This is a genomic window from Parabacteroides leei (assembly GCF_023369805.1).
GTDB lineage: Bacteria > Bacteroidota > Bacteroidia > Bacteroidales > Tannerellaceae > Parabacteroides > Parabacteroides leei.
On sequence record NZ_JAMBQG010000006.1, the window covers coordinates 213,753 to 238,703 of the forward strand.

20 protein-coding genes are annotated in these 24,951 nt (G+C 43.1%); 12 read left to right on the forward strand and 8 right to left on the reverse strand.

Annotated elements, in window-relative coordinates; all coding sequences use genetic code 11:
* Nucleotides 1-68 precede the first annotated feature (68 nt).
* Nucleotides 69-980: an Rpn family recombination-promoting nuclease/putative transposase gene (locus M1P97_RS11170; protein ID WP_195371627.1), complete on the forward strand. Its 912-nt coding sequence runs from the start codon at nt 69-71 to the stop codon at nt 978-980.
* Nucleotides 981-1,307: 327 nt separating this feature from the next.
* Entirely contained in the window at nt 1,308-1,619 is a 312-nt protein-coding gene (locus M1P97_RS11175) for a helix-turn-helix domain-containing protein (RefSeq protein WP_195371625.1), read from the forward strand.
* A 44-nt stretch (nt 1,620-1,663) separates the two neighbouring features.
* Here M1P97_RS11175 and M1P97_RS11180 read toward each other — a convergent pair whose 3' ends face one another.
* The 3 genes from M1P97_RS11180 to M1P97_RS11190 all read right to left on the reverse strand — a co-directional run bounded on the left by M1P97_RS11180 (nt 1,664) and on the right by M1P97_RS11190 (nt 5,286).
* Nucleotides 1,664-2,278: a flavodoxin family protein gene (locus tag M1P97_RS11180; protein ID WP_249389116.1), complete on the reverse strand. Its 615-nt coding sequence runs from the start codon at nt 2,276-2,278 to the stop codon at nt 1,664-1,666.
* A gap of 98 nt (nt 2,279-2,376) precedes the next feature.
* Entirely contained in the window at nt 2,377-3,783 is a 1,407-nt protein-coding gene (locus M1P97_RS11185; RefSeq protein ID WP_249389117.1) for an aldo/keto reductase, read from the reverse strand.
* A 30-nt stretch (nt 3,784-3,813) separates the two neighbouring features.
* Complete coding sequence (locus M1P97_RS11190) at nt 3,814-5,286, reverse strand: 4Fe-4S binding protein (RefSeq protein WP_249389118.1); 1,473 nt, start codon at nt 5,284-5,286, stop codon at nt 3,814-3,816.
* 170 nt (nt 5,287-5,456) lie between these two features.
* Here M1P97_RS11190 and M1P97_RS11195 point away from each other — a divergent pair, with 170 nt between their 5' ends.
* Nucleotides 5,457-6,356 (forward strand): helix-turn-helix domain-containing protein, encoded by a 900-nt coding sequence (locus M1P97_RS11195; protein ID WP_195371617.1) that lies wholly within the window; start codon nt 5,457-5,459, stop codon nt 6,354-6,356.
* Between the two features lie 3 nt (nt 6,357-6,359).
* On the opposite strand, the gene M1P97_RS11200 is transcribed toward M1P97_RS11195, so the two are convergent.
* Nucleotides 6,360-6,866: a hypothetical protein gene (locus tag M1P97_RS11200; protein ID WP_249389119.1), complete on the reverse strand. Its 507-nt coding sequence runs from the start codon at nt 6,864-6,866 to the stop codon at nt 6,360-6,362.
* A gap of 155 nt (nt 6,867-7,021) precedes the next feature.
* On the opposite strand from M1P97_RS11200, the gene M1P97_RS11205 reads away from it, so the two are divergent.
* On the forward strand, nt 7,022-8,116 hold the full coding sequence (locus M1P97_RS11205; RefSeq protein ID WP_317190557.1) for an MBL fold metallo-hydrolase: 1,095 nt from the start codon (nt 7,022-7,024) through the stop codon (nt 8,114-8,116).
* A 131-nt stretch (nt 8,117-8,247) separates the two neighbouring features.
* A complete protein-coding gene (locus M1P97_RS11210) occupies nt 8,248-9,015 on the forward strand; it encodes a LuxR C-terminal-related transcriptional regulator (protein WP_249389120.1) in 768 nt (255 codons plus the stop codon).
* Here the strand turns inward: M1P97_RS11210 and M1P97_RS11215 are convergent.
* A complete protein-coding gene (locus tag M1P97_RS11215) occupies nt 8,991-9,896 on the reverse strand; it encodes a helix-turn-helix domain-containing protein (protein ID WP_249389121.1) in 906 nt (301 codons plus the stop codon). The genes M1P97_RS11210 and M1P97_RS11215 overlap by 25 nt on opposite strands.
* Before the next feature lie 210 nt (nt 9,897-10,106).
* Between M1P97_RS11215 and M1P97_RS11220 the strand changes: the two genes are divergently transcribed.
* The 4 genes from M1P97_RS11220 (at nt 10,107) to M1P97_RS11235 (ending at nt 16,840) form a co-directional block, all read left to right on the forward strand.
* Nucleotides 10,107-11,210 carry an efflux RND transporter periplasmic adaptor subunit gene (locus M1P97_RS11220; RefSeq protein ID WP_249389122.1) on the forward strand — a complete coding sequence of 368 codons (1,104 nt, stop codon included), beginning with the start codon at nt 10,107-10,109 and terminating at the stop codon, nt 11,208-11,210.
* Nucleotides 11,211-11,228: 18 nt separating this feature from the next.
* On the forward strand, nt 11,229-14,411 hold the full coding sequence (locus M1P97_RS11225) for an efflux RND transporter permease subunit (RefSeq protein WP_249389123.1): 3,183 nt from the start codon (nt 11,229-11,231) through the stop codon (nt 14,409-14,411).
* A gap of 18 nt (nt 14,412-14,429) precedes the next feature.
* Nucleotides 14,430-15,791, forward strand: coding sequence for a TolC family protein (locus M1P97_RS11230; protein ID WP_249389124.1), 1,362 nt, complete (start codon nt 14,430-14,432; stop codon nt 15,789-15,791).
* A gap of 203 nt (nt 15,792-15,994) precedes the next feature.
* Nucleotides 15,995-16,840 carry an aldo/keto reductase gene (locus M1P97_RS11235; protein WP_249389125.1) on the forward strand — a complete coding sequence of 282 codons (846 nt, stop codon included), beginning with the start codon at nt 15,995-15,997 and terminating at the stop codon, nt 16,838-16,840.
* A gap of 197 nt (nt 16,841-17,037) precedes the next feature.
* Here the strand turns inward: M1P97_RS11235 and M1P97_RS11240 are convergent, their stop codons facing one another.
* The 3 genes from M1P97_RS11240 to M1P97_RS11250 all read right to left on the reverse strand — a co-directional run bounded on the left by M1P97_RS11240 (nt 17,038) and on the right by M1P97_RS11250 (nt 19,001).
* On the reverse strand, nt 17,038-17,472 hold the full coding sequence (locus M1P97_RS11240) for a DUF6078 family protein (protein WP_195371601.1): 435 nt from the start codon (nt 17,470-17,472) through the stop codon (nt 17,038-17,040).
* Between the two features lie 91 nt (nt 17,473-17,563).
* Nucleotides 17,564-18,124, reverse strand: a complete 561-nt coding sequence (locus M1P97_RS11245; protein ID WP_195371599.1) for a YdeI/OmpD-associated family protein — start codon at nt 18,122-18,124, stop codon at nt 17,564-17,566.
* A gap of 25 nt (nt 18,125-18,149) precedes the next feature.
* On the reverse strand, nt 18,150-19,001 hold the full coding sequence (locus M1P97_RS11250; protein WP_195371597.1) for a helix-turn-helix domain-containing protein: 852 nt from the start codon (nt 18,999-19,001) through the stop codon (nt 18,150-18,152).
* Between the two features lie 195 nt (nt 19,002-19,196).
* On the opposite strand from M1P97_RS11250, the gene M1P97_RS11255 reads away from it, so the two are divergent.
* From M1P97_RS11255 to M1P97_RS11265, 3 genes are read left to right on the forward strand one after another with little or no spacing between them, the layout of a single operon-like run.
* A complete protein-coding gene (locus tag M1P97_RS11255; protein ID WP_394803900.1) occupies nt 19,197-20,309 on the forward strand; it encodes an efflux RND transporter periplasmic adaptor subunit in 1,113 nt (370 codons plus the stop codon).
* An 11-nt stretch (nt 20,310-20,320) separates the two neighbouring features.
* Nucleotides 20,321-23,497 (forward strand): efflux RND transporter permease subunit, encoded by a 3,177-nt coding sequence (locus M1P97_RS11260; RefSeq protein WP_249389126.1) that lies wholly within the window; start codon nt 20,321-20,323, stop codon nt 23,495-23,497.
* A 2-nt stretch (nt 23,498-23,499) separates the two neighbouring features.
* Complete coding sequence (locus tag M1P97_RS11265) at nt 23,500-24,861, forward strand: efflux transporter outer membrane subunit (RefSeq protein WP_394803901.1); 1,362 nt, start codon at nt 23,500-23,502, stop codon at nt 24,859-24,861.
* Nucleotides 24,862-24,951: the final 90 nt, after the last annotated feature.

Genomic DNA, 24,951 nt, shown 5'->3' on the forward strand with positions numbered 1-24,951 from the left:
TAACCAATCTATAAAATAATTATCTATATTTGCCCATATTTATTAACGGATATATAAAACCATTAGCTATGAACAAATTTATCAATCCTTTCTCGGATTACGGCTGGAAAAAGATTTTCGGCAGTGAAGTAAGTAAAGATCTTATCATCAGTTTCCTTAATGAAGTCATTCAACAGGAAGTAATCGTAGACATCACCTTTCGTAATGTAGAGATGCTTGGTTTGAAACAGGACCAACGGCGTGCCGTGTTCGATATTTTTTGCGAGAATGAAAGCGGAGAAGTTTTCATTGTCGAAATGCAAAAAAGCCGTCAGAAATACTTCTCCGACAGAGTACTGTATTATGCATCCTTTGCTATCCAGCAACAATCCATGATTGTAAAAGAGAAGTTGGAAAAGGAACCGGATGAAAGGATTCGTAAACGATGGAACTATCATATCAGTAAAGTATATGTCATTTGCGTACTGAACTATATCATGGAACCGTCGCGTCCGGAGAAATACCGTTGGGATATTGTGCGTATGGATCGTGAACTGAAGATTCCTTTCAGCGAAACGCTTAATGAAATCTATCTTGAAATGCCGAAATTTGTATTACCTTTGCATGAGTGTGATACGCTTTATAAGAAGTGGTTATATGTATTAAATAATATCGAGATCATGGAACGATTACCCGAAGAACTGAACAATCAGATATTCCGTAAACTGAAAAGTATCGTGGAAGTAGAGCGTATGACTCCCGATCAACGACTGGAATATGAACTGAGCCTCTCCGTCGAACGTGACCTTTCTGCTGCACTCGATACTAGTTTTGACGACGGTATGGAGAAAGGAATAGAAAAAGGTAAGGCAGAAGGCAAAGTCGAAGGTAAGGCAGAAGAACAACGTCTTATTGCTGCCAATTTTAAAAAGCAGGGAATTAATATTGAAACAATTGCCCAATGTACCGGATTGTCGGTTGAAGAAATAGGCGAATTATAGTTTCTATTGTTTGTTAATTAAATCAGCCAGATTGTTTAATGCATAACAATCTGGCTGATTTTGTGATTATGTGCTAGATTATCAATTCTTTGGCAATCTTCGTTAATTTATTTTTTATCAGTTGTTTTCTTAATGAAGAAAGATTTCCTTGTAGTAATATGTCTGAATCTTTGGCATATAATGACGAAACTCCTATGCTCGCCTTTTTGTCTGATTTGGATAGTGAGGTAGAATTCTATATGCCGATTAAATGCAAAGGAGCTTGGAGGCAGACCGTTCTGGAATTTGCAGGCTGTATTCGATGATAGTGCAGGACTGATAAAAGAGATGAATAAAGAAGCAGATATCAATGGGAAACAAAGAGGTGCAGTTTCTATTGAAAGGCTGAACAGGGAACTGGGAGTAAACTATAAATGGTTAGAACGTAACTTCTCGGAGAAGTTAGGTATAACACCGAAAACATATATATCGTTACAGCGTTTTATCAATGCTTATGTTTCCCTTCTTGAAAAAAAAGAGGATTTGACTGACATTGCAGTCAATAATGGGTATAGCGATACGAACCATTTTATTAAAGATTTTAGGAAATATACAGGACAGACTCCTATACAATATTTACGCATGTATAAGGAGATTTGAGATAATAGCTCATTATCTGCCCTGTATAGGAAAAACAGATAATATTATCTGATAAAGTTCGTTATTTGCCGCTCTTCAGTTTCCGGCAATGGCTGTGCCCCGGCTTTTATGTTTTTCAGTAACCAGGCCATATTCTTACCGAGTGTCCGCATGATTTGTAAACCTTCGGCATCCTGTACAGCCTCGCCGGGCAAGCGGCCGTGTATGATGTTCCAGTATTGCGAAGAGACGACAGGCATGCTGTTGATCGTAAAATATTTGTTCAGCCGGTCGATGGTAGCGCTGGCTCCGCCACGTCGACAGACTGCAATTGCGGCTGCCGGTTTGTATGTAAGCATATCCGAACAGGAATAGAATACTCTGTCAAGGATGGCACAAAGCGAACCGTTAGGCCCGGCATAATATACGGGAGAACCTACTATCAATCCATCTATATCCTGAAGATTTTCACGTATCTCTTCATACAGTTTATCTTTGAAAACGCATCTTCCCAATTCGTTGCACTTGTTACAGGCAATGCAACCTTGTACGGCTTTATTGCCGAGTTGGATGATACGGGTTTCGACGCCATTTTGTTCCAAAGCTGTTGCCACTTCTGACAAAGCCAGAAATGTATTCCCCTCTTTCCGGGGACTTCCATTAATAAGTAACACTTTCATATATATAATCTTTATTGGACAAAAGTAGCAGTTTTAAGACAATACTCTGTTCTTTATTCGTTCAAATTGTTTTTCTTTTTAGCTCATATATCCGGTTGCTATAATAAGTTTTGTTTCAACTGTTCCGTATATTTATCTATACGTAACAACTCTTTCGGAATATCGATGTTTTGCGGACAATGCGGATTGCACTGGTTACAGCCGACACAATGATTAGCCTGGCGTAACCGGGGAACACTACGGTCGTATCCGACAAGGAAAGCACGACGCGCTTTCGCATAATTTTCATCCTGTCGGCTTTCCGGAATATTTCCGGCATTGATACAACGGTTGTAATGCAAGAGGATTTCCGGTATATCCAAACCATACGGACAAGGCATACAATATTTGCAGTCATTGCAGGGGATAGTAGGATAACGGAGCATTTGTACGGCAGTCTCTTCCAGAAAAGCCAGATCGTTATCCGTCAGCGGTTCCAGCGGGGAATAGGTACGGAGGTTATCCTGCAGATGTTCCATATAAGTCATTCCGCTTAACACAGTCAATACACCCGGGAATGTTCCGGCGAAACGGAAAGCCCATGATGCGACACTCGACTCGGGACTGCGCTGTTTCAGTTTCGCTGCAATATGGTCGTGTACGTTCGAGAGACGGCCTCCCAGTAACGGTTCCATGATGATGGCGGGGATGTTCCGTTTCTGTAATTCGCCGTATAGATATTCAGCATCGGTATTCCGGGTGTTGACCTCTTTTGCATGTTTCCAGTCAACATAGTTGAGCTGTATCTGGACAAAGTCCCATTTAATTTCGTCCTGACGGGAGAGGAGGTAGTCGAAGACTTTGATATCTCCATGATAAGAGAAACCCAGGTTGCGGATGCGGCCTGCTTTTCGTTCTTCAAGCAGAAAATCGAGCATACCGTTATTTATATAACGTCCTTCGAAATACTCCATGCCGTTTCCCATACCGATACCGTGCAACAGGTAATAGTCGATATAGTCGACTTGCAGCTCTTTCATTGAGTTACGATACATAGCCATCGAGTTTTCACGGCTCCATGTCTGGGGCGCGAAGTTGGATAATTTGGTGGCAATATAATAGGTATCACGCGGATAACGGCTGAGAGCGATACCTGTGGCATGCTCCGAACGTCCTTTACAGTATGCAGGCGATGTGTCGAAATAGTTGATACCATGTGCAATGGCGTAGTCGACTAGACGATTGACCATTTCCTGGTCGATCTCGTCGCTGCTGTCCCTTGCACTGCTGTTGGAAACTGTCGGCCAACGCATACAGCCATATCCTAACAAGGATACTTTATCACCTGTCGTGGGCGTGGTGCGGTAGGTCATTTCGGCAGGAATATCCCCGGAACCGTTTCCCCGGAAGGAAGCGTTTCTGTCCGGTTTGCAACTATAAAGTGAGGCTGTCGATGCCAGCGTACTGCCGCCTAATACTTTCAGGAATCTTCGTCGGTCTATATTCTTTTTGTTATTTTCTTCCATGATGTTTTGTTTTGATGATTTTCGGGTATATTAAATGGTCCGGTGCATTTCGTGTCCTTCCACATAGATGGCACTCAGCGGACGGGAGGGACAAAGATGTTCGCAGGCCCCGCAACCGATACAACGTTCGGTATTGATAACCGGTATTTTCGGCGAGTCGAGTGCTTCGGGATCTTTGGGAACCATCTGTATAGCTGCTGTCGGACAATGGCGGGCACAGTTCCCGCAATCGACACCGTCGGTATTGACTACGCAAAGGTCTTTGATCCATACGGCATGTCCGATCTGAATAGCTGATTTGTCGGCTACGCTGATCGGCTGTATGGCGCTGGTAGGACATACGTCTGCACATTTGGTACATTCCGGCCGACAATAACCGAGTTCATAGGACATTTCCGGTTGCATCAGGGTCATAAGGTTACCGGATGGACGCAGTACCTGGTTGGTACAAACGGATACACATAATTGGCAGGCAGTACAATGACCGGTGAAGTTTCGTGCGCTTAATGATCCGGGAGGTGTGATAGGAGTGCGGCGTTCCGGCTTTTGTTTGTCTTCGATCGGAGCTAAACCGCCATCTACATTCTTTTCGGGTTTGACTTGCGCCTTCAATGTGGCTGATACGGCAAACAGGGTAGCTGCCGATAAAAAGTGACGGCGTGAAGCAGAGGGTTTCTTGGGCAGCGATTGTCCCGGTACATATTTCAGGGCATTCCGGCGACATTTTCCGATACAATCCATACAAGTTACACAACGGCTGTAATCGATCCGGTGTTCTTGGGTATCGATGCATGCAGCCTTACAATTCCGGGCACATAATCCGCAACCGTTACATTTTTCGGTATCGATAACCGGTTTGAAGTAAGAATACCGGGCAAGGAAGCCGAGAATGGTTCCTACAGGACAAATGGTATTGCAGTAAGTTCGTCCGTTACGCCACGCCAATATAGCCAGTACGATAAATGTTATGATGGCTATAGTGAAAGTGGCTATTCCTTTCATCCAAACATCTACCGTATAAAAAGCATAGCTATCCATCCGTTCGGCGAGATAGGCGAGTCCATTGTTTGCCCATTGATAGAAAGGTGCGAACAGGTTGGAGGCGATCCGCCCATAGGCACTGTATGGAGCCAGCAAAGCCAATAGCGAACCGAAACCTCCAATCATCGCAAGTATAAACATAGCAAGTATCCCATAACGCAACCAGCTAACCGACGGTGAATACGAAAAACGGTTCTTCTTTTGTTTTCCGGCTATCCATGAAACAACATCCTGAAATACCCCCAGCGGACAAATAATCGAACAGTAGATCCGTCCGAACAGTAATGTCAGGACAACAAGCCCTATCACTATTCCTATATTCACCGCCAGCAATGCCGGAAGGAATTGTATCTTCGCCATCCAACCGAACCACTGATGTATTGTCCCCGTGAAGTCGAGGAACAACAAGGTGATCAGGGTAAAGAAAATGACGGCGACAGTTAGTCTGATTTTTCTTAACATATACTTCTCTGAATATTTTGTTGATTATTACTGATGCAAAATTATTCTTGTTTTTCCCGTTAACAATTACACATATTACAGTTATATATACCATTATTACTGATTTGCCGTGACAGATGAAAAAATGAAGCAAAAAACATCTAACTTTGTGAAAACAAAACAGAAAGCATATGATGGAAATTAGAGAAATGGATCACATTTATCAGTATAATGACCGGATGGGACTGGAAACACTACATCCGCTGATCAGTATTGTCGACTTTTCTAAATGCGAACTACAGGTAGAGAGTGCACGTATAAGATATGGCTTTTACTCAGTCTTTTTGAAGGATGTGAAATGCGGTGACCTGCAATACGGACGTAATTATTATGACTATCAAGAGGGTACGATGGTTTTCACAGCTCCAGGGCAAGTGGTAGGTGTTGCCCGGAAAGGTGAATATATCCAGCCGAAAGGATGGGCGCTGCTTTTCCATCCTGATTTGATCCGTGGTACTTCTCTCGGCCGTAACATTAAGAATTACCGTTTCTTTTCTTATGAAGTATATGAGGCACTTCATCTTTCGGAACAGGAACGGCAGATAGTAATCGATTGCCTGAAAAATATAGAACTGGAACTACATCATGGAATAGATAAGCATAGTAAAATGCTGATCGTTTCGAATATCGAACTGCTATTAAACTATTGCGTCCGTTTTTACGACCGTCAGTTTATTACCCGTGAAAATGCGAATAAGGATACACTGGCAAAGTTCGAGAAGATTATGAACGACTATTTCCAGTCGGATAAACCGCAGAATATCGGACTGCCATCCGTTCAGTATTGTGCCGACCAGTTACATCTTTCGGCAAATTATCTGGGTGATCTGATAAAAAAGGAAACGGGTAAATCTGCGCAGGAGCAAATCCAGCTATATCTTATCGATATGGCAAAAGAGAAAGTGCTCGATACCAGCCGTTCCATCAGTGAGATCGCTTATGAATTAGGCTTTAAGTATCCGCAACACTTTACCCGTTTGTTTAAAAAGTGTGTGGGAACTTCTCCGAATGAGTATCGGATGCAGAATTAAGTTTTATTTCTTTTTACGGGTAGCGAAAACTTTAGCTAAAGTGATCCATTCCCCGTCTTCGTTGATGGCAGTACTTCGCCAGGTAAAAGAATTGTCTGTAATATCAGAGAATATCCATTTCATACCTTGCGAAGTTATCTCCGTCAGGACAATTTCGTCCCCTTCTTTCCGGGCTTCCAGCCGGGCACATTCTTCCGGGCATCCGTAGAAGATTTCCCAAATACATTTTTCCGGATTAAATAACCTGAGAGTAGTCCCGTAAGCTGCGTCCGGTTGGATATCGATCAATCTTTCTGTTCGCGACGGAACAATAAAGACATCTTGTACTGCCATTCCGTCGAGTACCCATGAAAAGATCCATTCTCCTTTTACGCGTCTGGGAGTAGGTGTGTTGAGGTGGTCGTTCCAATCAAGATCCCATTCACCGATCACTTTACCAAAGAAATTGTACTCTTCCGGTATTCTTTCACTCTTTCCTTCGCTGACTAGTGCTGCTTCAAATTCTTTCATGATTCCTTATTTAATTTGATTCAAGGTTTAATATTTAACAAAGATAAGCGAAAATCAACAAATAAGAACAGTGATAAAGGTAAAAATATCAGTAATCCATATACCATACTTCTGAAAAAAGGGATGTACTTTTGTTTTATATAAAATGAGTTGATATGAAAATAAAAAAAAGAGGATATATGGTAGCAGGACTTATAATAGGTATAGTGATCGTTTTGGGAGTGGCAGTGGTCGCCTTTATCAATCGACCGGCTTTCGGACGTCTGCCGCAGGGGGAGCGACTGGAAAGGATAAAGCGTTCGCCCCAATATAAAGATGGAGAGTTTCAGAATATACATCCGACGACGTTAATGACTTCCGATAAAGGTCTTTTACACAGCATGTGGGATTATTTGTTCTTAAAGCCTGACGGACTGAATCCGGATGTTCCGGTTCCGGCGATCAAATCCGATTTGAAAAACTTGGCGGACGATTCGAATGTAATGGTCTGGTTCGGCCATTCTTCCTATCTGCTTCAATTATCCGGTAAACGAATTTTAGTCGATCCGGTGTTTTGTATGGCTTCTCCGGTTTCCTTTGTCAATAAGCCTTTTAAAGGAACGGATATATATAAACCGGAAGATATGCCGGATATCGATTATCTGGTTATTAGTCATGACCATTGGGATCATTTGGATTATCAGACGGTAATCCGGCTGAAAGATCGTATCCGTAAAGTAATCTGTCCTTTAGGTGTGGGTGAACATTTTGAATATTGGGGATTCGATAAGAGGAATATTATTGAACTGGACTGGTATGAAAGTGCGTTGCCGGATGAGAACTTTACGGTCCGTTGCCTGCCAGCCCGTCATTTTTCCGGTCGCGGACTGACATCGAATAAGACTTTGTGGGCTTCTTTTCTTCTGGAAACTCCTTCGTATAAAGTCTATATGGGAGGTGACAGCGGTTACGATACTCATTTTGAAGAAATAGGCAACCGGTATCCGGATATCGATCTGGCTATTCTGGAAAACGGACAGTACAATGAGGGATGGCGTAATATCCATATTATGCCTCAGTATTTGGGACAGGCAGCCAAAGATTTGAAAGCCCGTAAGGTTGTGACTGTCCATCATTCCAAATACGCATTAGCCTCACACCGTTGGGACGAACCGTTGAAAAACGAAATAGAGATGGCTAAAGAAAACTCTTTGGAGCTGATCGTTCCGGTGATCGGACAGGTGGTTGATATCTCTGCTACACATTACTGATAAATCAACTTTAATACTCAGGCTCGGAACAAGGACATTTAGTTAAGCGGGTGAAGCAGGCAAACAAAAATCCGCTAACTTTGTGTCGGATCGATTAAAAAAGGAAAGAAATATTTCAAGCGTATATAAATATGTCATCATCTAAAGAAACACTCGGGGAAATGTGGGCCCGTCAGCAGATATCGGATCAGGATGTTGATTATGGTTTGTGGACGAAAAGGAGAGAGGCTTTGCGACAGATGGCAGAGATGAGTCATAGTTGCCTGTTTACTGTAGACGTTTATAAAGAACAATACGATTTTGCATCAGATAGTTTTGCCGATATTTTTGGTTACAATCAATCTCATATAAGAACGATAGAAAGGCAGGGTGATCTTTTGGAAGAAAGAATACATCCGGACGACCGTGACAGAATGCTTGAATTGCAGATCAGGCATAGCCGGTTCATTTATTCTCTTCCTGTGGAAAGAAGAAATGATTTCCGGAATGTTTATCAATTTCGTATGCTTAATGCAAGTGGTAAATATATAAATGTGATCAGCCGTACCCAGGTTACCCAGCAAGACCGAAATGGTAAGGCCTGGATTGTAATGGGAATAATGGATATTGCTCCCGATCAAACACCATTGGAAACGGTTAAATATTCAGTACTGGATTTGAAGAACGGGGAGTTGATCTCTGTTCCGATGACTGATAATGGTGATCTGTTATTGACGAAAAGAGAAATGGAAATATTGCAACTGATCCGTCAGGGGCTGCTGAGTAAAGAAATAGCCGACCGGTTGAATATAAGCATATATACAGTGAATAATCACCGTAAAAATATCCTGACGAAACTCAAAGCGAACAATATTCTAGAAGCAATCAATCTACTTCATTCCTCTATTGCTTCGCGATAACGAGCCGGAGGCATACCCAGATGTGCCTTGACATACTTTCCGAAGAAAGACTGATTGGGAAAGTTGAATTCCTCCGCAATCTCTTTGATAGATTTGTCCGAGTGTTTCAACCGGTATTTGATATGTTCGATAGCACTTTCGTTGATCAGATCCAGCGGGGTTCTGCCACATGTGTTCTTAACGACCTTCGACAAGTATTTGGGGCTGTAAAAAAGCGAATCGGCAAAATAGGACACCGAACGGTGCATACCGTTATCTGCCGATAGTTTTTCAATGAATCTCCTAAGAATATAATCGGCCTGTTTGAGTCCTTCCTTCGGTTGGTCGGAGTCTGCCTGGTGAGCTTCCTTACCGAGAGCTCCCAGCATTTCGCAGAAAAGTGCAGAAAACAGATGCATCATTACTTCCCTATGATAATGATGGGGAGCATCGTTTATTTTCTCGATGATTAGATTCTTGTAACAATTGAAAATCTCATTTTTATCTTCACCTACGTGTTTTACCGGATTGTTATGGATATAGATGGCGGTATTCCAGGTAACTTTCTCCATTTTAACAATACGTTGCAGGAAGCGGGTAGAAAAGCCGGCCATCCTGATCTTATTCTTAGGGCTTATCATCGTATGGCTTATAACAGTATTAGGAAGACCGAGTAGTAAATCGCCATCTCCCAACTGAAAAGTTCTGTTGTTTATATCGAGTTGAATATATCCTTCTATGCAAAAAGCCAGTAGAAAACATCCCAGTCTTACCGTATCGTTACCGGTGGGAGCATCTTCCAGACTGTTTATTATTGCAAAGTCATCATCCACATAATCGATGATATGTTTGTTCGTTTTAAAGTCTTCAATGTCGACTGTTTTGATGTTCTTCTTTTCCATATTCTCTTTTTTGTTTCTGCAAATTTGGCGAATAACAGGATAAGTAATATGTTCTATTTCACGTCTTTAGTGTTCCATATCGCTTTATGGTATGTAAAAAATGAGTTAAGAAATGGGAAAAGGGGAAAATGAAACATTCTTGAGGGAAAATGGGGCACTACGGCTGTGTTCCTTTCGTCTACATTTGCTCCAGTTTTTAATAGCAAACATATGAATAAAGTAAGCAAAAAATGGATACGGCTGATAGGGATTGTCGGTTGTACAGTGTGGATGGCATCCTGTAAACAAGCTCCGGATGCACAGGTAAAATCCTCTTATGCAATCATGAAAGTGGCGCCTACGGATAAAGAACTTTCTACCCCTTATTCGGCGACGATACGTGGGCGACAGGATATCGATATATATCCACAGGTATCGGGGACTATCGAAAAACTTTATGTAACGGAAGGTGAAAAAGTACGTCGTGGGCAATTACTTTTCATCATCGACCAGGTGCCTTATAAAGCGGCACTTAAAACGGCTACCGCCAACGTGGAAGCAGCACGTGCTGCACTGGCTACTGCCGAACTGACCTACAACAGTAACAAAGAGCTGAATACCCAGAAGGTAGTTTCGGATTTCAGCCTGAAGACAGCGGAAAACTCTTTCCTTACAGCCAAAGCACAATTGGCACAGGCGGAAGCCCAGGAACTGAGCGCGCGTAATAATCTCTCTTATACAGAGGTAAAAAGTCCCTGCGACGGTGTTGTAGGAGCATTACCTTATCGTGCCGGTGCTTTGGTGAGTCCCAGCATGATGCAAGCATTGACTACGGTCAGCGACAATTCGGATATGTATGTTTATTTCTCTATGACAGAAAATCAGTTGTTGTCACTGACACGCGAATACGGTAGCATGGATGATGCGTTGAAGAGCATGCCGGAAGCGGAGTTGAAGCTGAACGATAATTCGGTTTATGACAAGAAAGGTATTATAGAATCCATCAGCGGAGTGATCGACCGCCAGACAGGTACGGTAGTAGCACGCGTGGTATTCCCCAATGAATCGCGGTTGCTTCATAGCGGAGCATCGGGCACGGTAGTGATACCGAGCATTTATAAAGACTGCATCGTGATCCCACAGGGAGCTACCGTTCGTTTGCAGGATAAAACCATTGTATATAAAGTTGTAGACGGCAAGGCTGTCTCTACCCTGATAACGGTATCCGGGATTAACGACGGACGCGAATATGTGGTATTGAGCGGACTGAAAGCCGGTGATGAAATTATATCGGAAGGTGCCGGATTGATACGTGAAGGAACTGTCGTAAAATAAAACAAGGAGAAAAAGAGTATGAAAGGTAACATATTTATAAAACGGCCGGTGATGGCTATATCCATCTCCGTGCTGATCCTGGTCATTGGGCTTATTTCGCTCTTTACGCTGCCGGTGGAACAGTATCCCGACATTGCACCTCCTACGGTATATGTCACTGCTTCTTATACCGGAGCCGATGCTGAAGCTGTGATGAACAGTGTCGTCATGCCATTGGAAGAGAGTATCAATGGGGTAGAAGATATGATGTATATCACTTCTACTGCCACTAATGCAGGTTCAGCGATCATACAGGTTTATTTTAAGCAAGGAACTGATCCTGATATGGCGGCTGTCAATGTACAGAACCGTGTATCTAAGGCACAGGGACTTTTACCGGCAGAGGTAACAAGAATCGGTGTGGCTACACAAAAACGCCAGACCAGTTTCCTGCAGATCGGAGCTTTGGTTTGTAACGATGAACGCTACGACCAGACCTTTTTAGCCAATTATCTTGATATCAATGTTATTCCACAGATTAAACGTATAGAAGGCGTTGGAGATGTAATGGAATTGGGTGATACTTATAGTATGCGTATCTGGTTGAAACCGGAACGGATGGCGCAATATGGCCTTGTCCCTTCGGACGTAACGGCAATATTGGGCGAACAGAATATCGAAGCACCCACCGGTTCATTAGGAGAGAATTCGGAAAATGTTTTCCAATTCACCATGAAATACCGTGGACGCCTGAAGAGTGTCGAAGAATTTCAGAACACAGTGATCCGTTCACAAAGCGATGGTTCCGTACTTCGCCTGCAAGATGTGGCCAGTGTGGAACTGGGTACATTAATGTATAGCTTCCGCAGTGAGATGGACGGTAAACCCGCCGTTATGTTTATGATTTTCCAAGTAGCAGGATCAAATGCAACTGCTGTCAACAAAGAGATAACCGCTCAGATAGAGAGAATGGGGGAAAGTCTGCCGGAAGGTACGGAATTTGTAACGATGATGAGTTCGAACGACTTCCTTTTCGCCTCTATTCATAATGTGGTGGAGACACTTGTCGTTGCTATCCTTTTAGTAATCCTGGTCGTATATTTCTTCTTGCAAGACTTTAAGAGTACGCTTATTCCGTCTATTTCTATTATAGTTTCATTAGTCGGAACGTTTGCTTGCCTGGTGGCGGCAGGATTCAGTCTCAATATCCTGACACTATTTGCCCTGGTGCTTGCCATCGGTACGGTAGTGGATGATGCCATTGTGGTGGTGGAAGCCGTGCAGTCTAAGTTTGATGCCGGATATAAATCCTCCTATCTTGCCACAAAAGATGCGATGGGGGATGTGACAATGGCTATTGTCTCCTGTACCTGTGTATTTATGGCCGTATTTATTCCTGTGACATTCATGGGAGGAACATCAGGCGTATTCTATACACAGTTTGGTATTACGATGGCCACCGCCGTAGGTATTTCTATGATTTCAGCTTTGACTCTTTGTCCGGCCTTATGTGCTATAATGATGCGCCCATCGGATGGAACAAAGAGTGAGAAGAGTATCAACGGGCGGGTACGTGCCGCTTATAATGCTTCATTCAATGCAGTATTGGGAAAATATAAAAAAGGTGTCATGTTTTTTATTCATCACCGTTGGATGGTGTGGACATCATTGGCAGCTGCCGTTGTTCTATTGGTTTATCTGATGAGTACAACCAAGACCGGGCTTGTACCGCAGGAAGACCAGGGCGTTATCATGGTCAATGTCAGTACCTCACCGGGAAGCACGTTGGATGAAACAAATAAGGTAATGAATAAACTGGAGAATATCCTGAGCGAAACACCTGAGATAGAACATTATGCCCGTGTGGCAGGTTATGGGCTTATATCCGGTCAGGGAACATCTTACGGTACCATCATTATCCGTTTAAAAGATTGGAGCGAGCGAAAAGGAGAGGAACATAGTTCCGATGCTATCACGGCACGCCTTAACGCACAGTTCTATGAGATCAAAGATGCACAGATATTCAGTTTCCAGCCTGCTATGATCCCGGGATACGGTATGGGTAACTCCCTTGAACTAAATCTTCAGGATAAGACAGGCGGTGATATGACGGTATTCTATAATTCGGTGATGGAGTTCCTCGGAGCATTAAACCAACGGCCGGAAGTTGCTATGGCATATACCTCTTATGCAATGAACTTCCCACAGGTAACAGTAGATATCGATGCCGCCAAATGTAAACGGGCAGGTATCTCTCCCAGTAGCGTACTCGATGCCTTGGGTAGCTATTGCGGAGGAGCTTATATCTCCAACTTCAACCAGTTTGGTAAAGTATATCGTGTAATGATGCAGGCTTCTCCCGAATATCGACTGGACGAACAGTCGCTGGACAATATGTTTGTTCGTAGCGGAACGGAAATGGCTCCGATAAGCCAGTTTGTGACACTGACGAAAGTACTTGGACCGGAATCAGCCAATCGTTTTAACCTGTATAGTTCCATTACGGCAAATGTGAATCCCGCTGAAGGCTATTCATCCGGGGAAGTGCAAAAGGTTATCGAAGAGGTAGCTGCACAGACTTTACCGACAGGTTATGGTTACGAATACGGCGGTATGGCACGTGAAGAAGCCGGCAACAGTGGTGCACAGACCGTTTTCATTTATGCTATATGTATATTCCTTATCTATCTGATCCTGGCTTGTCTTTATGAGAGCTTCCTGGTTCCGTTTGCCGTTATCTTCTCCGTACCGTTCGGGTTGATAGGTAGCTTCCTGTTTGCCAGAATATTCGGACTGGAGAATAACATCTATCTTCAGACAGGTGTGATCATGTTGATCGGTTTATTGGCAAAGACAGCTATTCTGATTACAGAGTATGCGATAGAACGTCGCCGCAAAGGAATGGGTATTGTAGAATCGGCCTACTCGGCAGCCCAGGTTCGTCTGCGTCCTATTCTGATGACAGTGTTGACGATGATTTTCGGTATGCTTCCGTTGATGTTTTCCAGTGGTGCAGGAGCTAACGGTAACAGTTCGTTGGGAACAGGTGTCGTAGGCGGTATGGCTGTAGGAACACTGGCATTATTGTTCGTAGTTCCTGTGTTCTATGTCATTTTCGAATATTTGCAGGAGAAGATCCGCAAACCGATGGAAGAAGAAGCCGACGTACAGGTGCTGCTGGAACAGGAAAAGAGCGCTATTGAACGTGGTGATATTGAATAATCAATAAATAAAAGGAATATGAAAAAGATAATTCTGCTAACAACCGTATCTGCTCTACTGAGTAGTTGCGGCATATACAGTAAATATAAACCTGCTACCACCGTTCCCGACCAATTGTATGGCGAGGAAGTGATGGTAGAGGATACCGTCAGCTTCGGCAATATGGATTGGCGCGAGCTCTTTACGGATCCGAAACTGCAACAACTTATCGAACAAGGATTACAGAATAATACCAATTACCAGTCGGCACAACTCCGCGTAGAAGAGGCCGAAGCTACGCTGATGTCGGCTAAATTGGCATTCCTCCCTTCTTTCGCCTTTACTCCGCAAGGATCGGTGAGCAGCTTCGACGGGCATAAGGCAACGCAAACTTATTCGTTGCCTATCACTGCCAGCTGGGAACTTGATATTTTCGGACGTATGCGTAATGCAAAACAGCAGGCGAAAGCACTTTACGCTCAGAGCCAGGATTATCAGCAGGCCGTACGTACGCAGCTGATAGCCGGGATAGCCAATACCTATTATACATTATTGATGTTGGACGAACAGCTTTACATCACCCGGCAGACGGAAGAAGCATGGCAGGAGACTGTCGCTTCTACCCGTGCCCTGATGAAGGCCGGCCTGACTAACGAATCGGCCGTATCACAGATGGAAGCTACGTATTATCAGGTGCAAACTTCTGTTCTTGACCTGAAGGAGCAAATCAATCAGGTGGAAAACAGCCTTGCCCTTTTACTAGCTGAGACTCCACGGTATTACGAGCGTGGAGTATTGGAAAGTCAGCAGTTCCCGGAAAGTATCTCTACCGGTATTCCTATACAGATGTTGGCTAACCGCCCTGATGTACGTATGGCTGAACGCACATTGGAAGCTGCCTTTTACGGCACCAATCAGGCTCGTTCCGCTTTCTATCCTTCGATAACCCTGAGTGGTAGCGCCGGATGGACAAACAATGCCGGATCGATGATAGTCAACCCCGGCAAATTCCTCGCATCGGCAGTTGGTTCGCTTACACAGCCACTGTTTGCCCGCGGGGAGATTATCGCCCAACATCGTATAGCCAAAGCGCAGCAGGAAGAAGCTGCCCTCTCATTCCAGCAATCGTTATTGAACGCCGGAAGCGAGGTGAACGATGCCCTTACAGCTTGCCAGACCAGTAAAGAGAAGAGTCTCCTCCTGGAAAAGCAGATCGCTTCGTTGGAAGTAGCCCTGAAAAGTACTTCCCTGTTAATGGAGTATAGCAACACAACCTATTTGGAAGTGTTGACTGCCCGGCAAAGTTTATTAAGTGCACAACTAACCCACACCGCCAATCGGTTCACAGAGATACAAAGTATAATTAATCTCTATCGGGCTTTAGGCGGTGGACGAGAATAAGCCCACTGTTTTTATTTTTTTCTTACAATAAGAAGGACTGCCTGGAAAGTGATTTTAGGGCAGTCTGTTTTTTTGTTCCGGTTGTTTTGGATAAATTAATTTGAAATCTGTAATAATGGTATGTTATTCGGTTATTTATATAATACGGGATTATTTGGAAACAGATACTTTTGTATCAGTAAAACAATAAACGGTTAAAGATTATGAAGACAGTAAAATTAAACAATGGCATTGAAATGCCGATTTTAGGTTATGGCGTTTATCAGGTGACACCTGAAGAATGTGAACGTTGTGTATTGGATGCTTTGAGCGTAGGTTATCGCTCTATCGACACGGCACAAGCCTATTTTAATGAAGAAGGGGTAGGGAGTGCAATCAGCAAAAGTGGTGTTCCACGGAACGAATTGTTTATAACAACCAAGGTTTGGATCTCCAATGCCGGATATGAAAAGGCAAAAGCGTCTATCGATGAGTCTTTGCGTAAACTACAGAGTGATTATGTCGATCTACTCCTGATACACCAACCTTTTGGAGATTATTACGGTACTTATCGTGCTATGGAAGAGGCTAATAAAGAGGGTAAGGCACGTGCTATCGGAGTGAGTAACTTTTATCCTGACCGTTTTGTCGACCTGGCAGAGTTCTGCGAGATAAAACCTGCAGTCAACCAAGTGGAAACACATGTCTTCAATCAGCAAATAGAACCCCAGAGGATCATGGAGGAATACGGAACCCGGGTCATGTCATGGGGACCGTTTGCAGAAGGTAAAAATAACTTCTTTACGAATGAACTATTGAAAACAATTGGTGAAAAGTATGGAAAGTCGGTTGCACAGGTTGCTTTACGCTATCTGATCCAACGGGATGTAATCCTTATTCCGAAATCTACTCATAAGGAGCGTATGATTGAGAATATGGAAGTGTTTGATTTCTCCTTATCAGAAGAAGATATGCAGGCTATTACCACGCTTGACCAAAAAAAGAGTCTGTTTCTCTCTCATACTGATCCGGAAATCGTAAAATGGATGATTAATATGGTAAAAAAGTAATCATAGTAAAATCTGCTTACTGTTTGTTATATAATCTATTACAGTTTCCTCGTAGTTCCTTGCTTTGGAAACTACAGTTCCCTCAGCAGGGAACTGTAATTTCCTTAGGAGGAAACTGGAGTTTCCTGCCGAGGGAACTAGCGTTTCCACCGCAGGAAACCGGAGTATCTTTGCGAAGAAACAGAAATGGGATTACTTCACCAATTATACGACTCTACATATCCGTCGAAATACTCTTCCAGAACTACTCCCAACTCCTTGGCAAGAGCGACAATATATTGTTGTTCGGCAGGTGATAAAGGTGATCCTCCTCTACGTTTCAGATAGTAATTTTTCCGGCCGAGATAGGAAATCATCCGTAGTCGGAAGGTATCTGCCACGCGAAGAGTCAGTGCATTCACGGTACGCATGAATCCTATTGCATTCTGTATTTTGGTATTGGGACGGTAGAGTTTACACGTCCCTTTCATCTTCTTTAATGTGTTTGGGTTCATTATTCGCAGGAAAGTTATATTTTCCGGAGCATGTTTTAAAGCGATCTGGCGTAGACAGGTTGTTGCTTTCGGGCAGTTCTCGGCTGCACACAGACCAAAATCATAAGGTACTTTTGAATAATCGAACGATTCTTTCATGATTGTAAAATTCAAGGTTTATTAATTCCGATAAAGGTACGATATATATCGGGTAAATGCCAAACATCAATGCATGAAAAGAATATCCTTTTTACATTAACTTTTTGTTCTGCTCCAATAACCCGACTATTTTCTCTAATCTTTTCAGGCGGGTGTCTTCTCTTTTTGCTTCAAAGTAGAAACCGACAAAATTATTTTGAGTCGACTTTGCTGTCGTAAGATAATTAGCATAAGCCAGATCATAGTCCTTTATCAAGGATTCAAACTCAGACTTTTGAGTATCGGTAACATTTCTGTCCCGTACCTTTTCCCATTCTCCGCTTCTTTTGGCTTCTTCGATGGCCTGCATTCCGAACCCGGTCATTCTTCCTTCTTTGATAAGCTTTTCTACAATCTTTTTATTCTTTTCCGACCATTTACTTCCTTTCCTTCTTTTGGAAAAGTACTTTTTGTATTTATGCTCATCGATAGAATTAATCAGCCCATCGATCCAACCGAAACACAATGCTTCTTCCAACGCCTCTTCTGCAGATAATGTTTTTAATGTTTTTGTTTTCCCGAATAATAACCAGACACCCTCGCTTATCTGGCCGTAATTCTTTAACCACTCCTGAAAATCTTCTCTTGTCGCGAAAATTAATTCTGTTTCCATTTTTATTGGTTTTATTTCGTGAGTATTATTTTAAGTAGATATTCCGGTATTCTGTCGGTGACGATCCGGTATGTCTCCGGAAGAAACGGCACATATATGACGGATCTTCGAAATTCATTTCAGCTGCGATGCTTTTAATAGACAAATTAGTATTGGAAAGATAAGTTTTGATCTCTACGATGATCATTTGTTCGATTATCTCTTTGGGGCTTTGCTCTATTCCTTTATAAGCTAATTTGTAAAGATAATCAGGTGTTATACAGAGTTTGTCTGCATAAAAACTTACTTCCCGGTGTTGATGGCAATGCTCAGCTAACAGACTGGCGAACTTTCCCAGGATAGCCCATGTCTGATCTCTTTTGTAGTGATCGTTGATTCCTATATTTTTTTCTTTCGCTTCACTGTCGATAGCCATAAAAAGGCTGTGAATGTTGTTACGTAACAGCGTCAGTTTATATTCTTGTGCACATTCGTCAATAATCCATTTTGTTTGCTGATACCACGTATGCAGTAGCATAAATTGATTTTCCGATAGATGGAGAATAACGTGGTCATATATAAAATACCAAAACGAAGTAGGAGTAATTTTATAAAAGACTTCTTCCATCACTTCTTCGGAAAGCGAAACATACAGGGCGGAAAATGTATCTGAAACTTCGATCGTAACGAATACTATATCGGTAAAGATAAAGACTGCATCTCCTTTTTTCATTATCCGCTTTTGAAAATTGGTAGAGACAGTAGCCATCCCCGCCGTACATAACAGGATTGTGCAACAGTTTGGATCCAACGGATGTCCTATACTTTCTTTCAGGTCGGTTATTCCGGCTGCATTTTCGTTTCCTGGTCGGTGTAAAGCGTATTTTATATTTGTCATATTTTATTCGGATCTTCTCCGCGAAGATAGTATGTTTTTTTAGAATCCCTCTTTAGTTTGTATTGAAAAGTACCCGATATGGCAGGATTATGATATGTGATCAGGTTACGACAAACTATATCTTTGCGCTCCGGTAAATCAGTTGTTACCGGAGATAGTTCCAGATAATGAAAGATTGTTCAAATTAGTAACCGTATGAAAAATTTATTTCTAATTATTACCATTCTCTGCTTTATGTTTCTGATATCTTGCAAGAATAAACAAGAAGGGGAGTTTCATCAGGCTTATCCAGTATTAACCGTGACGTCTGCTCCGGCGGAAATCAAAGAATCTTATTCAGCCTCTATACGGGGGCGACAGGATATTGAAATTTATCCGCAAGTGTCGGGTACGATATTCCGGCTTTGTGTTCAGGAAGGCGAAAAAGTGAAGAAGGGCGAAACTCTTTTTGTTATCGATCCGGTTCCTTACCAGGCTGCTTTAAGAACAGCGACGGCAAATGTACATGCAGCACAAGCACAAGTGGAAACAGCCCGGCTGACTTACGATAGCAAACAGGAATTGTTCCGTGAAAACGTTATTTCGGAATATGAGCTATCGACCGCTCGGAATGCACTGTCTATTGCGACCGCAGGATTGGAGCAATCTCGGGCGCAAGAGGTGAATGCCCGTAACAGCCTTTCCTACACAGAAGTAAAAAGTCCGTCAGATGGTATTGTCGGGATACTTCCTTACCGGACAGGTGCTTTGGTTAATCCATCGATGGCTCAACCGCTGACCACTGTATCGGACAATTCACAAATGTATGTCTATTTCTCTATGACAGAAAATCGTCTCCGGGCATTGATCCGGCAGTATGGTTCGCCGGACGAAACGATAAAGCAGATGCCGTCGATCGAACTGCAGTTGAATGATGGAAGTATCTATGAGGAAAACGGACATATCGAAAGTATCAGCGGGGTTATCAACCAGCAGACGGGAACAGTATCGGTACGAAGCGTATTTCCGAACGAAAACCGTATGTTATTCAGTGGCGGGATCGGTAATGTCGTTATTCCTTATAAAATGGATGATGTGATTGTCATTCCTCAGTCTGCTACCTATGAATTACAGGATAAAGTATTTGCTTACAAAGTGCAGGAAAACGGAAAACTTTCCGCTGTTCAGCTACAGATAGAAAAGCTGAACGACGGTACTGACTATATTGTTCGCTCAGGTCTTCAGCCGGGCGACCGGATTGTCAGCGAAGGTGTCGGATTGTTGCAAGACGGAATGGAGATACTTGTCAAAGAAACCGAAAAACAATAAAATAAAAAAGTATGAACCTAAAATATTTTATAGACCGTCCCGTCTTGTCGATTGTCATTTCCATAACAATTGTTCTGATGGGGATTATTTCTTTGTTTACGCTACCTGTCGAGCAGTATCCCGATATTGCACCTCCTACGATCCAGGTCTTTACCAATTATCCGGGAGCCAATGCTGAAACTGTTCAGAAAAGTGTCATTGTTCCGTTGGAGGAAGCAATCAATGGGGTGGAGAATATGAACTATATCACTTCCACGGCTTCAAATAGTGGCGATGTGTTCCTCAATATCTTTTTCAAACAAGGAAGCGACGCAGATATGGCGGCAGTGAATGTGCAGAACCGTGTTTCTACGGCGTTGAGTTTACTGCCTGCCGAAGTAACTAAGATCGGTGTCACGACCATGAAGCAGCAGAACGCTGAGTTGAAGACTTTTGCTCTTTACTCACCGGACGATGCTTACGATCGCCAGTTCCTCAATAATTATATGAAGATTAATGTGGAACCGCGCATCAAGCGTATTGCCGGAGTAGGGCAGGTTATGCAATTCGGTTCCAATTATAGTATGCGTATCTGGCTCAAACCGGATAAGATGGCACAGTATAAACTGGTTCCGGGAGATATCTCGGCTGTATTGGATAAACAGAATATCGAAGCAGCTACGGGAGCATTCGGAGAGAATCATGATAATACCCATCAATACACCATGAAGTATCGTGGACGTTTCTCTACGCCGGAAGAGTTCGGTAATCTTGTGATACGTTCTTTGCCGGGGGGCGATGTGTTACGGTTACGTGAGGTTGCTGATATTGAACTGGGAGATGAGGCTTATAATTATGCAACGGAGGTGAATGGTCATCCGGCTGCACTGGCAATGGTGTTTCAGACTGCCGGGTCGAATGCTTCAATTATCATTAATGAAATCGATGCCACACTGGAAGAGATAAGCAGTGATCTTCCTAAAGGAATGGAGTTTATAACACTGAATGACACGAACCGTTTCCTGTATGCTTCGATCCATGAGGTGATAAAAACGTTGTTGGAGGCTATCTTGCTGGTAATCCTGGTAGTATATGTCTTTTTGCAGGATATACGTTCTACGTTGATCCCGACTATTTCAATTTTTGTTTCCATTATCGGTACGTTCGCCTTTATGTCGGTAGCCGGGTTCTCGATCAACCTATTGACATTGTTTGCCCTGGTATTGGCCATTGGGACGGTGGTGGATGATGCGATAGTGGTGGTCGAGGCTGTCCAGGCGCGGTTCGATGTGGGATATCAATCCTCTTATATGGCAACGAATGATGCAATAAAAGGAGTCTTTTCGGCTATTCTTACCTCGACCTTGATCTTTATGGCTGTATTTATACCTGTGTCTATGATGGGAGGGACTTCGGGAGCATTCTATACCCAATTCGGTATAACAATGGCTGTTGCCGTCGGTATTTCGGCAATCAATGCTTTTACATTGTCTCCGGCACTCTGTGCATTGTTATTGACTCCTTATATAGATGAAGCAGGAAATGTAAAGGATAATTTTGCTGCCCGTTTCCGTAAAGCGTTTAATGCAGCTTTTGACGTGATGACCAAACGTTATGTGCAAGGAGTATTATTGTTTGTCAAACGTCGTTGGCTGATGTGGAGTACATTGGTGACTGCACTTGTTTTACTTGTTTTTCTGGTACAACATACCAAGACAGGACTGATTCCAGATGAAGATACGGGAACTGTAATGATCAGCATGAACTCCAAGCCGGGCTCATCTCTGCCTCAGACTCAACGGGTGATGGAGCAGATGAACGAACAGCTTAAAGGGATCCCTGAGGTAGAATACAATGCCAATGTGGTAGGTTATTCATTTTCCGGTTCGGGACCTTCCATGGGGATGTATTTTCTTTCGCTCAAACATTGGGACGAGCGAAAGGAAGAAGGCCAGTCTGCAGTCGATGTAGTGAATAAGATTTATGGTTTGTCGACTGAAGTTCCGGATGCGCAGATATTCGCTATGACGCCACCGATGATCCCTGGTTATGGTATGGGTAGCGGTTTTGAACTTTACATACAGGACAAGACTGCCGGTGATTTGAACGCTTTCAAGAAAGTAACGGATAATTTTGTGGCCGCACTTAGCCAACGTCCCGAGATTGAAGCCGTTTATTCTGCTTTCGAGACAAACTATCCACAGTATTGGGTAGATATCGACGCCGCCCAATGCGAACAATCAGGAATTTCTCCGGGTGAAGTATTGGAAACGCTTTCAGGCTATTATAGCGGTGGATATGTATCCAACTTCAACCGTTTCTCTAAATTGTACCGTGTGATGATCCAGGCAGATCCTGAATATCGTGTCACACCGGAGTCGCTGAACCATCTTTATGTAAGGGTCGGTGAGGAAATGGCACCGCTGAGCCAGTTTGTGAAGTTGACGAAAACGTATGGCCCGCAGGATTTAATGCGTTTCAACCTCTATAATTCGATCTCGATCAACGGTTCACCGGCAAACGGTTACAGTTCGGGAGATGCATTACAGGCCATTAAAGAAACGGCGGATCAGGTGTTGCCGAAGAATTACGGATATGAATTCGGAGGTATCTCACGTGAAGAAAGCAAGACGACTAACAATGTCGTTATTATTTTCGGTATCTGCCTTTTGTTGGTTTATTTGATATTAAGTGCTTTATATGAGAGTTTTCTTATTCCGTTCGCAATTATTCTTTCGGTGCCTTGCGGATTATTAGGCAGCTTTCTGTTTGCCCAGCTGTTTGGATTGGGAAATGATATTTATATGCAGACCGGATTAATCATGCTTATCGGATTGCTGGCTAAGACTGCTATTCTTCTGACGGAATATGCGACTAAACGCCGGGAAGCAGGAATGTCACTGACGCAGGCTGCTCTCGCTGCTGCAAAAGTTCGTTTGCGTCCGATCCTGATGACGGCTTTGACAATGGTATTTGGCCTGTTGCCGTTAATGGTGGCGCATGGGGTAGGTGCAAACGGAAGCCGTTCGTTGGCGTCCGGTGCGGTAGGCGGCATGCTTGTCGGAACGTTGGCTTTATTATTCCTTGTCCCGGGTCTTTTTATTGTATTTCAATATCTACAGGAGAAAGTCAGACCGATACAAACCTCTAAGGGGGATGCCGACTGGTCTATACAAACGGAATTAGAAGAAATAGGAAAGAAAAAGTGAGTATGAAACAGTTATTTATTTTAAGTCTTGCAATCTGTCTGATGACAGGTTGCAGGATATATAAACCTTATTCTCGTCCGGAGGTTAATACGGACGGACTGTATCGGGATATGACAGTGGAAGATACGACGACAGTCGCTTCTCTTTCCTGGAAAGAACTTTTTACGGATAATTTATTACAGAACCTGATCGAAAGGGGGTTGGAGTATAATACCGATCTGAATATCGCTCATCTGCGGGTGAAGGAAGCCGAAGCTGTCCTAATGAATGCCCGTCTTTCCTATCTTCCTTCTTTATCATTGAATCCGGAGGGCGGAGTTAGCAGCTTCGATGGCACTGCTCCTGGTAAGACGTATAATTTAGCTTTGTCGGCAAGTTGGGAAATAGATGTTTTTGGTAAAGTAACGAATGCGAAAAGAGGAGCGAAAGCTGCACTTGAAGGAAGCCGTGCGTATGAACAGGCTGTACAGACACAGTTGGTGTCTACCATCGCGAATAGTTATTATACTTTGTTGATGTTGGACAGACAACTTGTAATCAATAAAGAAACATTGGAAAGTTGGTCACGTACGGTAAAGACTTTGGAAGCATTGAAACGGGCAGGGGAATCGAATGATACTGCTATCCTTCAGGCAAAGGCAAATCATTTGGCACTCGAAGCTTCTATTCTATCCATACAGAAAAGTATCCGTGAAACGGAAAATAGTTTGTCTGTTTTACTGGCTATGGCACCACAAACGATTGAACGGAAGACGCTGGAGGAACAGTCGTTTCCGGAAGAACTAAAGATTGGGGTTCCTTTGCAGCTTTTATCTAATCGTCCCGATATTCGGCAGGCGGAATTTAACCTGATGCAGGCTTTTTATTCAACCAATGCGGCACGCTCTGCTTTTTATCCGAACATAATGCTTTCCGGTACTGCCGGATGGACAAATAACGGTAGCGGTGTGATTCTGAATCCCGGTAGTTTGTTATTGAGTGCTGTAGGATCGTTGACACAACCATTATTTAATAAAGGTACGAATATCGCTAATCTGAAAGTGGCGAAAGCGCGGCAGGAAGAGGCCTCTCTTTCATTTCAACAATCTGTTTTGAATGCAGGAAAAGAAGTTAACGATGCTCTGGTGCAGTGGCAGGTTGCCCAACAAAGGATAGAGATCGGGAAGCAGCAGGTTGGTGCTTTACAGGAAGCTGTACATAAAACGGAGTTATTGATGCAATATTCTTCTACGAATTATCTGGAAGTATTGACTGCACAAAAGTCCTTATTGGATGCGGAATTAGTACAGGCGCAGGATCAATTTGATAAAATACAAGGGGTTATTAACCTGTTCCATGCACTTGGTGGCAGTAGATTCCAGTAAACATAGGAATGGAAAGTTAACATTCTGATATATTTTATAGGACAATAAAAGGTAGATTTAAGTAATTTATTCGTAAACTTGTAACCCTAA